Origin of the sequence: Lactiplantibacillus nangangensis, from assembly GCF_005405065.1 — a bacterium.
Lineage (GTDB): Bacteria > Bacillota > Bacilli > Lactobacillales > Lactobacillaceae > Lactiplantibacillus > Lactiplantibacillus nangangensis.
Genome location: NZ_BJDI01000003.1, coordinates 141,230 through 155,844, shown reverse-complemented (window position 1 = coordinate 155,844; position 14,615 = coordinate 141,230). Strand labels below are relative to the sequence as shown.

Genomic DNA, 14,615 nt, shown 5'->3' with positions numbered 1-14,615 from the left:
TACTTGTTTAATTATACACCTGTTTTCAGCTCTTGAACGCTGATATTGCAGGCTTTTATGACTAGCGGTCAAGATCACTATCGGGACTATCAGACGTATGGGCAGACGAACTAAATGCAGACCGTTTCAAGCCTTCGGTTAGTTGAGCGACAGTCATGCCAGTTAGAGTAGCAGCACGATCTTTAACACGAGGTGTTTGTTGGATTGCTCGATCAGCGACCGCTGTGGCAGTCACTTCACGGCGGATCAGTTGCCGATTTCGATATTGTGCAATTGCACGGGTAACAGCTCGTGCAACGGACTTCATCAGCTCCCAACCAGTACCGGCAACATCACCAGCAATCTCTAAGCCGCCTTTAGGTTCAGTAGTATTAAAGCTTTCAGACAATGCTGTTAAGCCTTGTGCTGTTTCAGGGTTAAGATCCGGCACCATTACCGCATTGTCCATAACGTCGGCATACTGTTTCGCTCGATCGCGTAATAGCACGTTTGCGATGACGTCATGGGCACGTTGTCGTACTGATTCACCGGTGATCTTTTCACCCGGGTGTACTGATTGTTCGGCCATCGCACAACGTTCCATTAAATCACGTTTGTTGGAATCGGTCCAGTTAGCTGCGTTGACATCGATCCAAGTCGGCACACCGCCGCGGCCGGAGTCGTCTAAGATACCAACGTTAGTTGTACCATCACCGTTCAACAGATCACTAATGGCGTTGCTGTGCTGCTGCATCACATAGCGGCCGTGCTTGGCTTCGGCTTGGAGTTTCGGCATATGTTCCTTAATATACGTTTTAGCCGTTTCCGACTTGTTATAGTCCCAATCACGTAATGTCGCGTCATTCTGCATCATGTCGGCGGCGTCACCCATACTTAATAAATCTTTCTTCATAATTTTAGCCCTCCTTAGCAATTAATAAATAACCAGCAGTAATGGCAAGTGGCAATAACGAGAATAGCCCCCACCAGCCGGGCAGTGCGATCGCAACAAGCAACGATCCTCCAAAGCCAGCCAGTGACGCTAACAAGTTACGTCGGATCAGGTCGGCCGTGGCACGTGTTTCTGCTTGTGACGCTTGTGCAGCTTGTTTTGACAATTTGAATTGCGTCGTAGCGGCGTTTACGGTACTAGCTAGTTCTGACAGTTGCCGACCAACTGCTCGTTGAATATTCTCGGTTAGCGACATGCCAGTCTCATGCTGAATCGCACGGACAATATCGGGGGCCAGATCTTCGGCATGGATATCTAAGCCCTGTTGTAATGCTGCTGTTAAACGGTTTTGAGCTTGAATTGCTTGTTTCTGGGCTTGGGTATTGTTGTTCAGATCCTTGGATAACGTGGACAAGTCGACCGATTGTGCTTGTAACTGACGCTGCATTGGGGTGTATACACTGTGCAAGTTGTTCGTTTTGACTTGCAATGCGTCTAGTTCTTGCCGGACGTCGGCTTGACCAGCTGCAAAGCCTTTAGCCGTACCGGTTTCAGATGCCGACTTAATCGCCAGCAGGACATCAGAGTCCTGGGCCGCCTGCTTCTCGGTTAGGTCGTCTAGTTGGCCGGTTACGATGTGGAACTGCGCGGCTTGCTCGCTGCTCGTTGTAACGGCGTTGAGCTTGTCGTTGATCATCGTCAGTTTCTCGTTCGTTGATTGTTTGTTGGACTTGGCGCGATCGGCGAAGCTTGGTTGCTTCGATTGAGGCTCGGAGTTTAACTGCCGCGTCGATTCGGTCAGATCGGATTGCATTGGTAATGGTGTCATGTTGATCTGCTTCTTTCTTTAATTGATTAGGCCCGGTGTGATCAACATTGACCGCCTTACCAGTTATATTGTTATTATCTTCGTTCAATCGGGTCTTGATTAATTCAGCAATATTATCAGCCATATAAGCCCGGCCAAGACCACGGGTAGACTTGATTTCACCCGTTTGCTTATTAATGCGCTGATAGAAATCGCGTGACTTGTGGCCGTCGGCATCATGGTAAGTCCAGCCGCCGCGTCGTTGGGTGATCGTAACACCACGATCAGCGAGAGCTGACTCAAATGTTGCCATATCAACAACAGTATGATCATTCAACGTGTCACTGATTGCGTTCTTCACAGCATCTTGCCACGTAACATTATCAGTTGGCACGTTGGCACGGGTTTTGTGTTGCTTTGATTGGGGATCGTCCCAAGTTAAACCCATCTGGGGCATCTCAACTTTAAGAACATTGTTAAGGTCATGGCGCTGCGTCGGTATGTGGAACCTGCACGTGCGTACTACCTTGCCATCGGTTTGAACCGTGTTAACTAATAAATGAACATGCAACTTGTGCCCTTCTCCATCACGTTGAGCTGCCGCAACCCACTGGGTGTTAGGTGGAAAGTGATCCCGTGCGTAGTCACTAGTCAACTTGATGGCTTGTTGTGCTTGTTGCCGCAGATCGCCGCTTGGTGGGAACTCGGTGTCAGAAAAACTAATAATGACGCTCTCTGCTTGATATGTTTTGTGATTATTTTTGGCGCGACCTTGAACACGGGCATATTGGCGTTGCAGATAGGCGGCAGACTGAGTGTCACTAATTGCGCCACCCGGATCGTGTAGCAGCCGGACGTTTTGCCCAGTCGTTGCAAGTACCCGTTGATCACTGCCGTCATGTGCGGGAGTGTCATATAGGTAAGTCAGTCGGCCATAACTGGTCTTAATACGATTAGATTGTAGGGTTGCCATCGTTAAGTACCTCCTTAACGTGAGTAATATCACCTTTAATTGGCACAACAAACCTGTCACGGAGACCTTCGACAAGTGCCAAAGCCGCAACGAGGGTATCTTCGTCCAAGTCGTCATGCAGCGCGTTAATGTGGTGGCTAATCTGATTAAGATTGGTCGCCATTCCATGCAGATCGGATAGCATTGCGATCAATGAATCATCGCAATCTGCCATCAGATCATTAGTGCGCTGGAGCGTGTCGGGCGCGTTGCCATTGGCAGCCAACAGCACCCGATCAACTGCCGATACCCCGCCGGATTTAGCACGGGAAATGGCTGCGGTTGCAGTCATTTTTTCGGGGTTTGTTGCTAGTGTTAGCAACAATACCTCGTCGCGCAAAGCCTGCCGAAACACTGCCGCATCGCTGTTTAAATTGTACGTTTCCCGTACCATCTGCACCGCCACGGCATCGCCTAATTGTTCTTCGATCCGATAAGACTTACGCTTATTGGTTTTCATCATTATTATGCGATCCTCCTCGTTAATACTCGTCGGCTGTTAGTCATCGCTAACGTTTAATTGGGACGCTCTTACGCGTCTCAATTCTCACTTTCCGCAACTTTGGTTGTGGAGCGATGGTTAACAGTTGCAAGTGCTTCCTGATGCTCCGCATCAGGGCCCTTGCAAGGAGAGGGCTGCGCCCCCTCCTTAACCTTCCTCGCAACGTTCTTCCCTCGCCTTTAGGCTGGGAAACGTTGCTAAATCCTTGTCGTAACTCAACGTTACGACGCAACGTTATTAACGGGTTTCCGTTAATAACGTTGTTGCAAAGCCCCCATCACCAGCACCGTTAAAACAACCACGATGTGTGGTTGTTTTTGGCTGCTGAGGACGGAAAAACAGGCCATTATTTGTTGACCTGATCGTCAAACAAATTGGTTATTTCCTTTTGATCCGATTCGGTTTGCAGAACTGGATTAACATGCGCAACCGTTTCAACGACCCGCTCAGGCTTAGGTATCTTCAATCCATTTTTTATCGCAATCAGAGTAAGTCGCTCTGCGTCAGTAGCTCGTGGTCCTAGCCGGAAAAGCCAAGTGTCAACATATTTATAAATAATTGCCGGTGAATCTAAAAACTTTTCGGCAATGCCGGGTGTCTCGGCATCAGTTTTAGCGTCATGTAACGCGTCGCGGAGTGCTGTAAGAGTCTTATCGCTGCTCCAAAAAAGTTTGTTTTTTCGATGGAGACGAGCAAACCTCAATAAACCATCTGCTAAGAATTGACGGTCATCATAATCGCCATTGAAGCAGTCAACTAGGGACGTGCATGCAGTCATAACAGGTGTGGAGATGCTTGTCGAAGTATTATGGATTGGTTCATTCGTCAACAGAGGCTCACCAGACACACGGTTAATTTTCACCGAAAAATCACAATTATCGGCAATCCAGCCATCACAATCCGGCAACCATGCCATGGGATCTTGGGCAAACACTTTATTGGCTTTGGATTGTAATTCAGCAATAACCGTGGCTGTTTCTTTTGCAATGCGTTTAGCAACTTTGGCAGGTGTTTTGTCCGTCAATATCGTATCGATCCGAAACGTGCTATCATCTGTGCGGGCGTAATCGTAGCGATTAAGTTTGCGCCCACTCGGCTGATATGCCAGCACGGACACCTTAATATTGGTACCTTTACCGTCACCGGTTGGTGTCAGCTCAATCCAAACTGGCAAACGGCGTAATAATTGAGACAGTTGTGCCAAATATGACCGTGCCGCGCCTGTGTCGTTCTCGATTAAGTGCCACTCTGATTTTTTCCCATGTTCTGATTCTTCTTCTTTTAAATATCCAAGATGTGCAACCCCAGGAGCGTAGCGCAGCACTCGTCGAACATACTCCGCGACACCGTCACCAAACACATTCGTGATGAACATATGATGCAGTCCCCAAGGTGTTTTGTTGGTATATCGTGATGGGACATGCGGCACCTTCTGGGGGTCAAGTGTGTCCTTTAGCGTTTGCCACGCTACACTATTTGGTTCCAGCTCATCAATTACGGCGCTCAGCTCATTGTGGTAGTCCTGCCATAGATCAACAGTCTTGTCCGAGTCATGAGTACTGGCACCATAGGACGTGCGGCCATGGTCGTAATACTGCGCAAGCAGGTTGCCGAGATATGTCTTACCGATCCCTCCGACCGATGCAGTGATCATGATTGTTGTCATATTGCGACTATAATTCGGATCATGGATTGTTGCTTCAATTTCCCCGTTTATCAATGCGTTTAGACGTTCTGTCATACGCTTATCACCAAGCAGCTTATCGGCGTCAGCGTCGTCTAACGCTGCATGTACCAGCGACGGCCAATCATTGACAGTAATGGCACCAGTCCGAATCAGACTCATGATCGCATCAGGCAACGCTTCAAGGGTACGGCGTGACAGCTTATTACTGGCACGAGCGTGAGTTACAAGTGATCGTACATCGCGTACCATCGCATAGGTAAACGGTTTATTATCGGTCTTAACGCCAACTAGGTCGCCAATATGATGGGCAGTGTTATAGGGGCTGTGCAGATTGCGGAGCACATCAGCGTTGATACCAGTAGCAGCTGCTTGGTTGTCATAAACGCCCGCAATTGCGCTGTATGTCTCACCCGGATTGTCTGGCAACCACGAGATAACCTCGTTGGTGCTATACGGAACCTTGTCGTCTTTAATCGCGCCAAACGACTCATGAACGAGGTACTGGAGTTTCGCCGTATAATCGTTCGGAACTTCATAGTTTTTGATCAAGCCGTTAAGGCTATCAATAAAGGTAGCAGTTCGTGCTGACTTCTGATCAGCGGTCTTCGCGATCCAATTAAATGTGTCCGTATAATCCTCAAAGTTAACGCCCATGCGTTCCATCATTTGATACCGCGATATGCGATTACTAAATCTAATTACACCATGGGCATGCCAAGGTTTAGTTGTGACTATTGCGTCACGTTTAACGTCGCGTTCATCACGGGTATGGGCAATCAGAAATGCGCTAAACCGGCGACCACGGTGGTGACTAGCCATGGCTTTGGCTTGCATGTCATCAATTAGTGAGCAGAGCCAACCAAACCAGCCATCACGCTGTGGGGTTCCATGGTCGTTATGTTTGGTTACATAACCGTCATGATCCCAGCTGTGACCAAACACGGCACTGCTCGCATCGCGAAAGCGACTATCTCCAACAAGCTTATCGCCATGTCGTACTAACTTATCTTTACTCGTGTCCATATAGTCAAGTTCACCAGATACGTCCGTCGGCAACTCGCACGCATAACGCTGATAAACTGGCGAATATGCTACATTAGTCTGATCTTCAATCTTTGGGTTGCAAACCGTATACATGTGATGAAGACTGACCGCCCATTGACGGCTAGACTCGCCGAGATCGTCCATCAATTTAACGGCGCTGTACGCCAGATCGAGATAACTATTACCATCATTATTCGTCGGAATTGTTCCACAAGCATCGAGTGCTTCAATAATGGACTTGAACAGCGGGCGCCGTGAGTGACGATAGTTGGGCAGTGTCTTCCCCACATAGGCACGATGTTCGGCGGCCACCTCAGCGGGCGATTTCTGTTTGTTTTTGTGATTCTTGTTCGATGGCATCGTCGAACACCTCCTTTAACTTTTGGATTGTTAATATTTATTCGGTACGAGTTCAAACCCTTGTGGCAGTAGCTCGGAACTCATGCCAACGGGTGAAGCACCCTTGTGGGTACGTGTTACTAGCGTCGCCTAATCCCTTGCGGCTGTATGTCGCAACCCATACCACGCGATGAAAATCGCGGTGCTAAAGACGGAGCAGCAATCGGCGCCAAACGCGCGCCGAAAAGGTTGTGATAGCAGTGTTTGTAGTCTTTAGTTGTTAACCCAGTGCAAGACACTGTGCAAACAGTGAGTTAAAAACTTTTTTGAAAAAATTAGGACTTTAAACGCTAGTTATTACGTGCCGTTTTTTCTCCACATCTAAATATCTGACTCGCGATCAGAGCGCAAGCTGTTCAACATACTTGTTGACGTACGTCCCGCGCTGGTAGAACGGGTAAACTTTCCGGATTGCGGCGGTCACGCGCACTCTGATCGCGTCTACCAGGCTGTCATCTTTGTGTTGAACGGTCTTAACAAGTCGATCATAGTTCGTCAACCGATGGCGAATGTAGTTATCAACCCACCGATCACGGTCGGCCGTCGGTGCGAAGTCAAGTACCTGTCGGCCGTCGCGATTCAGATCATTGCGCCAAGCAAGATAATGGTCTAATGCCCGGCGATACAAGCTGCCAGGGGCAACAAGCTTAACTGTGACCTGTTGTGCGGCCACCTTATGCTCAATGGCAGTCAACTCATCGCGCTTAACCTGTTCAGCACGTTCAACGTTACGATTATGGCGCTCGTCGTAGTTAGCCTTAATGACTATGAACTCGGACGATTCAGCACAATCTACGACGTGCTGCCATGTGATAAGTTCAACGTTACCGTGCCGACCACCCCGGCTTGATGTTGGAACCAGTACACCGGCCTTAATCAGCTTCGTTCGAAGGTACTTGTTAATACCTAGCACGTTCTGTGCCTGATTGGCGGTGATCCCGGCCGAAAACAGCAAGTAACGATGCAATGACCGGTCGACACGTTGATTGTGCTCGGCCCGTTGTAGCAAGGCCGCTTGATAGTCGCACACCTTGCCGTGCTTAAGTTGTGCTAATTGATGTTCGGTCAGAAGTCGCTCACCTAACGGGCGTAGCTCCGCCCAAGTCGTTACGGCACTGATCATTTGTTCATTCGTTGGTTTGTTCATTGTTTAATCTTCTTTCTATTGGGATCATTGCCCGCTTGGCATGATGATTTGTTGTCTGTTTTTAGATCACTACCCGGTGACGATCCATAAAGTCATCGAGTTCGCTGCGCTTGACGCGCTTAACACCGTCGATGACGTATTCGGGTAGTTCACCTTTAGTAACCCACGTATAAACCGTGCGTGATGTAACACTTGTCACAACAGCGACCTCGCTAAGTTTGTAGTACTCAGGTGTTACCTTTAATCGGCGATCAAGCGCATTAAGTTGCCGGTTGATCGCCTCTACTTGTTGCTCTAATGTTGTGGTCATCTTAGCCATCTCCTTAATTTTCTTAGCGTGCTTCTTGGCGAAAAACACGTTATTTCTTTAACTTGATGCTAGTTTATCACCATTTCTTCCGATTGTGAAGCATTTCGGCCTATTTTCTGTCAATTTTCTTTATTTTATTTAACGTTTGCGATATACTCATCATTGAAAGGAGCGTGAACACTATCACTAAAGATTTAAGCATCACTGCTGAACGTATAAAAGAAGTTCGTTTGAAGCTGGGATTAAGTATGAGTGATTTCGCCGCCAGAATAGATGATCGGGCACGTGGAGGTACCGTTAGTAATTGGGAAAATGCAAAAAACGCGCCTAACGCTGAACGAATACGCCGTATCGCCGATTTAGGGCATGTTGATGTCGACTATATTCTTGGAAAAACTAACGACCCAATAAGTGACAACTGGTGGACTCAACTGTCAGAAAAAGCGGCAAGATACACATCGCTACAACGTGCATTGTCGGACAACTACGAAAGCTTAGGCAAGAGTATATATCAAGCCGGAAGTCGTGCCGACGAGTACAAGCTTGAAAAAATTGCTTCTATAATTGTGGACGCAGAAAAACAAATCAATAACTTAAAATAAGTCACCAAAAAATCCTATTGGAATCGTTGCCCGCTTGGCATGATAGAAATAGGAGATTATTTATGACTGTTAAAAAGGTTACATTGAAATCAGGCAAAACGTCTTATCGGGTTGAAGTTAACCGTGGCATGATCGACGGCCACCGCAAGATAATCGTCCGTCATAAAGACAACCGCAACGAAGCACGAGTGCTCGAAGCACATTTAAAGCTGGCCGTGGCTGAGGGCACTTACAAGGATAAAGAGGAAATAAAGGAAGAAGCCGCTGTAGTCAGCACATTCCAAGACTACTATGATCAGTGGTGGCCCATCTACGTTACCACCGTTGAGAGTAGCACCGCGTACAAGACGCGCGGCGTGTTTAAAAACTGGTTGCTGCCAACGTTTGGCAATATGAAACTAACGGATATCACGCCCAGCCAGATCCAGAAGTACGTGCTGGAATGGAGCAAAGACACGGCTAAGGCATACCGCGACCGTTTCATTTATCTGAACAAGATTCTAACAGACGCGGTGGATATGGCGCTAATCGCCAAGAATCCATGCCGCCCAGTCAAATTGCCTGCCCAGCAAAAGAAGGGCGTGCCAGTCTACTGGGACGCAGACCAAATTGGCAAGTTCTTTGCTTGTATTGACGCTGTGGCTAGCCCCGAACAGTACACGGTACTCTTGTTTGCAACTTATACTGGTATGCGACGTGAAGAGCTTTGCGCATTACGTGTTGGAGACATTGACTTAGACAACAACGTCGTGTCAGTCAACCACGCGCTCGCTTCCGGACTAAAAGGAATGTACGAAAAAGGCACCAAGACCGGAGCTGGTACCCGTCAAGTACCGTTAATGCCCGATTTAGTGCAGCAGTTGAAGAAATGGATTCATATTATTGGTGAAAGTGTTGGCAAAGGCTATGATAATCGTTGGCTTTTCCCGGCCCCCAATGATTGGAGCCGTCACATTGACATTAACCGACCTAACACGTGGTTTAAAGCAATCCGTGAAGCCAACGACTTGCAGCCCAGGATCACATTGCATGGCTTGCGGCACTCGTTTATTACTAATATGCTGCGAGCAGGAAATGATGTGTCGGCCGTCCAACATTTAGCTGGGCACGCGTCACCAGATATGACGTTACGCGTATACTCTGGTCTAAACTTATCAGACGCAAAAATGAGCATTGAGAAACTGCAAAATTACATGAAGAAAGCTTAAAGGAAACATTTCAGGAAACATTCTAACATACACCGCCTATCAATCGTTGATACGACAGGTATTATAAGGCATGGTTATAGAGGCTCGCCATCTCCATAATTAAGTCTCAATCGGGTGTAATAAGCTCCAGAACACTTGTTACATCAAGGTCGCCTTAACGGGTGGCCTTTTTATTTTGCCTAAATCTGGTTATGCCCGAAAATCACTACATAATAAAGCCACCAACTAATCCGAGCAAGTTGGCGGCTTTATCTGTGCGTTAATTCAATTTTACGTGCAACTAATCAATGACAACTTTAGTCCCATACCGAATATTTTCATAGACCCACTTGGAATCAGCCACACTCAGATGCACACAACCATGTGATGACGGCTTCTTACCAAGAGACGCAGCATCAGACTTAATATAGTGACCTTGTGCATCGACTGGCGTTGAATGAAATAAGTACTCACCATGATTCAACCATGAAACCCAGTAATAAGCGCCCTCACTGACACTTGCGCTGTAAAAATACTTACCGCGTTCTCGCTGCACATGATAAGTCCCGCGCGGTGTCTTTCGATCAGCGGTTTGGACACCGGTTGAAGCATACATCGTATATAAAACCCGGTGTTTGGTCATTAAATACATCCGCTGCTTTTCAATCGACACGTGAATCCACAAGTCTGGATAGTGACTTACCACTGGATAAGCCACCGTTTCTGACGATTTACGCCAATTAATCGGCTTTCTCATCACACTTCGTTTCGCAGCTTGCTTGGCTTTTTCAGCCTTCTTAGCTTTTTCGGCCTTCTCAGTTGCAATCGCCGTCTGATGCGCACGTGCTTGACTGGCTGTATGTACCAGAAAAAGGCCCGCCACCAAAACAATGCCAACTAAGATAATAACTGTTTTCTTGTATTTCAATTCTAATCCCCCATTGGCAAAACCGGTCATTTTCCAAATTAGCTATCGCTAAATGAAAAAGATTCCTTAATACTGTTATAGGTTTCTGAAAGTCGAAAATCAATAGCTAGTCCCTAAAAGTTGTGTCAATCGTCCTCAATTGGCACAAACTCAACAAATTCAATCCCAATTTGACCGTCAGTTATGACCACCTCATTTTCACAAAACAACCAATTCGTTGCAACCCCAAGCAACCATTTCAATCGTCACTAGCGACCTTGATCAGCCAAATGTTGCCAGCTTTGTCGCTACGAAAAAGCCCCCATTACCGTCAGAACCACTTTCTGACCGCGATGGGAGCTGACGAGATCACTAGTTATTAAACCGAGTACGACTAAAGCCCAGTTGTGCCAGCAATTTATAAATCAATGGCACTAAAATGAAGCAGGCAATCGAATTGATCGTCGCTGCCAGTAGACTTGAAAAGGCACCAATCATGGCCACTTTCAATGATGTTCCAGCCATCAAGGCAACGATTACCCCGTTACCCCACGAAGTCACAATTTTGATCAGCCCAGCCGCCAGTGAAACTAAATATAGTTTGGCTAAATGGTGTTCATCATAACCTACCAACCGGAAAAATAAACTAACCGTTGCCGCCAAAATAATAGCTTCCAGCACAGTCAACCAGGCGGTCGCTGCATAACCATTGAGAATATCAAATAATCCCAATCCAATCGCGCCAGCCGTCGCCCCATAGCCGAAACCTAACTGCATGACGGCAATTACCGTCAGAATATTTCCAAAATGAATAAATGGGCGACCAACGATGGCCGGTAACGGAATTCGTAAGATACTAATCCCAATAAAAATAATAGCTGCAAATAATCCCGCAAAAACGAGTTTTCTTAATTGTGTATTTTTACCCATATGACACCTCCTCCAACAATTTACTAATTTCATTTTAATGCAATTATAGGATAAATCATAGTCTTGCCGGTTAAAAATTGTCACCCTTTTCGATAACAATCTGGCAAGCTGATCAACTGTCCGTTCACCGTCTGATCAGTCGCGACCAATTGTGCCACCGCCAATAGTTCATAGGCTTCGCGAGGCATTTGGTACTCGTGGCAAAACAAATAATACCCAATATCAACGCCGATTTGGCGGGCGACCGCCCCGCTATCCCCCGTAAACTGTAATCGATGACTCGCCCGTCGCACTAAACGCAATAAGACTTGATCCTGTCGAATTGCTTGCTGAGAACTTGCTAGCATCAATTGTGACTTCAAACGGGCACTTTGCTCAGCCTTGACTCGTAATTCTGCTTTTGCCACTTTTTTCACCCCAATCTTTTTATCGGCTTAATCATAAGAGTTATCCGACGCCTTGGCAACCCAAGACACCTCTAAAAACGCCGGTTAGACGGCATTCTTATCAATTGATAAATGAATTTATGGGACCTATTTCGCTGTTCATCTTAATTAACGCAATTTCCAAGATAAACGTAAAAATTTAAATTTATATTGATTAACTAGGAAGCAATATAAAAAGCCTTGGATAATTAATATCCAAGACCCACGAAACTAATTTTTAACGATCTTCATCACGTAACCCGACTAGTAACACAATGACCCCAATAATTAAGGCACCGACAAAGACCATGAAAATGGCCGGAATCTTAAAACCAATCGCAATCAACGACCCAACTAGGTACGGGCCAATCGTCGCACCCATTCGACCAATAGATTGTGCAAAACCCATCCCCATACCGCGGACACTTACCTCGAATTGACCAGGCGTAAAGGCAATCATAATCCCCCAAGCGCCTAAAGTGAAGAAGGATAACCAAGCGCCACTAATTAAAATCATCGTTTCCGTCGTGGCGGTCCCGAAAGCCCACGCACTCAACATCGTCCCTAACAAATAAATCGTTAACACCACTTTACGTGGCATTTTACCAATCAACCACGCAGCCAAATAATAGCCTGGTAATTGAGCTAAACTCATCAGCACGGTGTACCCAAAACTGTGTACGACAGAGAATCCACGCATGACTAGCACACTAGGCAGCCATAAGAACATCCCATAGTAAGCAAACATGATAATAAACCACAACGTACTCAAGCAGAACGTTGCTCGTCGATATTTCGCCGACCAAACCTCTCGCAACGCTGGACCGAAGCCTAATTTGCTAGTGACTTCAGTTTTTGTCTTTTCCGGTAAGTGCCGCCGCATCAATAAGGCGTATAAGCCCATCAAGGCCGTAATCAACACTGTGATGCGCCAACCAAATTTCGGCATGATCACAAATGACAAGACCGAAGCTAAGATCCAGCCAAAGGCCCAAAAACTATCAACTAAAACGAGCATGCGAGCCCGTTTCGTTCCGGTAAAATGATCGGCAATGATCGTTGCCGCCACTGGTAATTCACCCCCGAGGCCAATCCCGGTTATAAAGCGAACCGCCAAAAACCAACCGACATTGGGTGTAACGGTTAATAACAAGTTTCCAAATGAGAATAATAGCAAGGTCGCAATTAAGATCGGCTTGCGGCCAATCTTATCGGCCAAGTAGCCACAACCCAAAGCCCCAATCATCATTCCTAAAGACGTGACGGCACTGACGGCCCCCATTTGACTCGCTGATAAATGCCAACTCTGTTTAATGACCGGCATGATAAACGATAATAACGCCACATCTAAGGCGTCAAAAAGCCATGCTGTCCCGATTAACAGCAGCAGCTTGTTCCCTTTGACTTCCATTATTTCAATCCCCCATGATTGTCCTAAATAACAGCGCTGTTTGTTTTAGGTCTTTTGTACCTTTAAGGTGTCATCAGATTACCATGTGGCTTTTTGACTGTCAACCACGCGCTAGTAACCGATAAATTTTCGCTGGCCGGCCAGAAGCGTGTTGATGTGCTAGACCAATTTCGGTAAATAAATGGACGTGTGTCTTCCGAAAGTTAGAATTATCAATCGAGCTGAGTGGTTTTCTTAAGAGAATGGCATAGAGCTCACGCGCCTGTTTTAGCGTAAATTCACGGCCAAGAACTAGCAAAATCGTGGGTGCATAATCTAACCGATTCCGAACCCGAATTAGGGCAGTTCGTAAAATTAACGTATGATCGGCAGTTAGACCATTAGGCGTCACATAGGGTGTTTGGTCATGGTAATAAGTTTCAGCACTCACCGTTAGTGGTAAGCCAGTAAACGTTAGCCCATGCCCGATTAAATTATAACCTTTAGAATCCGGTTGAATCGCGAACCAGTCAACGGCTTGGGCCCCATAGCCTGGCACCAGTTTTGGCATCGTTGGCAAATAAATCATATAAGTCAGCGCAAGTTCCCGGTCACCTGGGCCCCGTTGCGTATTCGTAAAGGTCGCCAACTGCTCCGTGTGAAAGGTCGGTAAGTTCAAGCCCAATTTTTCACGCACTAATCTTAAAGAAGCGGCTTCTGCACTCTCATCAGCACGCAAATAAGTGGTTGGCAAGCCCCAGGTCCCTTTAAACGGGGCATTGGCACGTTGCAGCAACAAGACTAATAATTGATGCGTCACCGGGTCAAAACTCCAGATCACATTGGTAATACTAATCAAAGGCCGATTGACGACTTGGTTGGTCATGCGACCACCTCCTACAAAAAGGCCACGACAAGTTGCGTCGTGGCCTACCGTTATTTTTTAATTCATTTGTAAAGCTTGTACGGTCCAGCCATTAATCGCTGACTTTTCAATAATCGCTTTTTTGATTTCCCAGACATCCGCCTTGATATAGCGTTGCCGAGCGGTCATTAACGGAATATCGGAATAAACCTGTTGACCTTTATTAATTGTTACGCGCATTTAATTACGTCCTTCCCTAATGCTCAGGAAATTTAGTAAATAATTCTGTGTATTGATACTGGGGCAGAGTACTTTATACTAAAAATTACTTTCTTCAAATCTGAGATACTTTGTTAGTCATTGGTTTGAACATCCACATGTGCCAAACCAAGAGTTAACTTTACCATACTCCGCTGCTTTTAGCTAATGGTTTGCCTTTTTCTTAAACTTTCTGACCAAACCGAGGGTG

15 protein-coding genes are annotated in these 14,615 nt (G+C 46.5%); 2 read left to right on the top strand and 13 right to left on the bottom strand.

Annotated elements, in window-relative coordinates; all coding sequences use genetic code 11:
- Nucleotides 1–61 precede the first annotated feature (61 nt).
- The 7 genes from FFM70_RS03990 to FFM70_RS03960 form a co-directional block, all read right to left on the bottom strand.
- On the bottom strand, nucleotides 62–892 hold the full coding sequence (locus tag FFM70_RS03990; protein ID WP_137615557.1) for a hypothetical protein: 831 nt from the start codon (nucleotides 890–892) through the stop codon (nucleotides 62–64).
- Nucleotides 893–896: 4 nt separating this feature from the next.
- Entirely contained in the window at nucleotides 897–1,628 is a 732-nt protein-coding gene (locus tag FFM70_RS03985; protein ID WP_137615556.1) for a hypothetical protein, read from the bottom strand.
- Complete coding sequence (locus FFM70_RS03980; protein ID WP_171002293.1) at nucleotides 1,513–2,712, bottom strand: relaxase/mobilization nuclease domain-containing protein; 1,200 nt, start codon at nucleotides 2,710–2,712, stop codon at nucleotides 1,513–1,515. Before FFM70_RS03980 ends, FFM70_RS03985 begins: the two co-directional genes overlap by 116 nt.
- Nucleotides 2,693–3,214 carry a plasmid mobilization relaxosome protein MobC gene (mobC, locus tag FFM70_RS03975; protein WP_137615554.1) on the bottom strand — a complete coding sequence of 174 codons (522 nt, stop codon included), beginning with the start codon at nucleotides 3,212–3,214 and terminating at the stop codon, nucleotides 2,693–2,695. Before mobC ends, FFM70_RS03980 begins: the two co-directional genes overlap by 20 nt.
- Before the next feature lie 385 nt (nucleotides 3,215–3,599).
- Nucleotides 3,600–6,344, bottom strand: a complete 2,745-nt coding sequence (locus FFM70_RS03970) for a hypothetical protein (protein ID WP_137615553.1) — start codon at nucleotides 6,342–6,344, stop codon at nucleotides 3,600–3,602.
- 379 nt (nucleotides 6,345–6,723) lie between these two features.
- Nucleotides 6,724–7,530 carry a hypothetical protein gene (locus FFM70_RS03965; RefSeq protein ID WP_137615552.1) on the bottom strand — a complete coding sequence of 269 codons (807 nt, stop codon included), beginning with the start codon at nucleotides 7,528–7,530 and terminating at the stop codon, nucleotides 6,724–6,726.
- Between the two features lie 61 nt (nucleotides 7,531–7,591).
- Nucleotides 7,592–7,840 carry a helix-turn-helix domain-containing protein gene (locus FFM70_RS03960; RefSeq protein WP_171002292.1) on the bottom strand — a complete coding sequence of 83 codons (249 nt, stop codon included), beginning with the start codon at nucleotides 7,838–7,840 and terminating at the stop codon, nucleotides 7,592–7,594.
- Between the two features lie 173 nt (nucleotides 7,841–8,013).
- Between FFM70_RS03960 and FFM70_RS03955 the strand changes: the two genes are divergently transcribed.
- A complete protein-coding gene (locus tag FFM70_RS03955; protein ID WP_223877432.1) occupies nucleotides 8,014–8,442 on the top strand; it encodes a helix-turn-helix domain-containing protein in 429 nt (142 codons plus the stop codon).
- Between the two features lie 62 nt (nucleotides 8,443–8,504).
- Nucleotides 8,505–9,650 carry a tyrosine-type recombinase/integrase gene (locus tag FFM70_RS03950; RefSeq protein ID WP_137615550.1) on the top strand — a complete coding sequence of 382 codons (1,146 nt, stop codon included), beginning with the start codon at nucleotides 8,505–8,507 and terminating at the stop codon, nucleotides 9,648–9,650.
- A gap of 280 nt (nucleotides 9,651–9,930) precedes the next feature.
- Here FFM70_RS03950 and FFM70_RS03945 read toward each other — a convergent pair whose 3' ends face one another.
- The 6 genes from FFM70_RS03945 to FFM70_RS03920 all read right to left on the bottom strand — a co-directional run bounded on the left by FFM70_RS03945 (nucleotide 9,931) and on the right by FFM70_RS03920 (nucleotide 14,386).
- Nucleotides 9,931–10,557 carry a L,D-transpeptidase gene (locus FFM70_RS03945; RefSeq protein WP_171002291.1) on the bottom strand — a complete coding sequence of 209 codons (627 nt, stop codon included), beginning with the start codon at nucleotides 10,555–10,557 and terminating at the stop codon, nucleotides 9,931–9,933.
- 351 nt (nucleotides 10,558–10,908) lie between these two features.
- On the bottom strand, nucleotides 10,909–11,466 hold the full coding sequence (locus FFM70_RS03940) for an ECF transporter S component (RefSeq protein ID WP_137615548.1): 558 nt from the start codon (nucleotides 11,464–11,466) through the stop codon (nucleotides 10,909–10,911).
- 80 nt (nucleotides 11,467–11,546) lie between these two features.
- Entirely contained in the window at nucleotides 11,547–11,873 is a 327-nt protein-coding gene (locus FFM70_RS03935; RefSeq protein WP_137615547.1) for a hypothetical protein, read from the bottom strand.
- Between the two features lie 256 nt (nucleotides 11,874–12,129).
- The gene (locus FFM70_RS03930) at nucleotides 12,130–13,305 is read right to left on the bottom strand and encodes an MFS transporter (RefSeq protein ID WP_137615546.1); all 1,176 of its coding nucleotides are present in this window, start codon (nucleotides 13,303–13,305) and stop codon (nucleotides 12,130–12,132) included.
- 97 nt (nucleotides 13,306–13,402) lie between these two features.
- Nucleotides 13,403–14,167 carry an NrtR DNA-binding winged helix domain-containing protein gene (locus FFM70_RS03925; protein ID WP_137615545.1) on the bottom strand — a complete coding sequence of 255 codons (765 nt, stop codon included), beginning with the start codon at nucleotides 14,165–14,167 and terminating at the stop codon, nucleotides 13,403–13,405.
- 57 nt (nucleotides 14,168–14,224) lie between these two features.
- Nucleotides 14,225–14,386, bottom strand: a complete 162-nt coding sequence (locus FFM70_RS03920) for a hypothetical protein (protein ID WP_137606561.1) — start codon at nucleotides 14,384–14,386, stop codon at nucleotides 14,225–14,227.
- Between the last annotated feature and the right edge of the window lie 229 nt (nucleotides 14,387–14,615).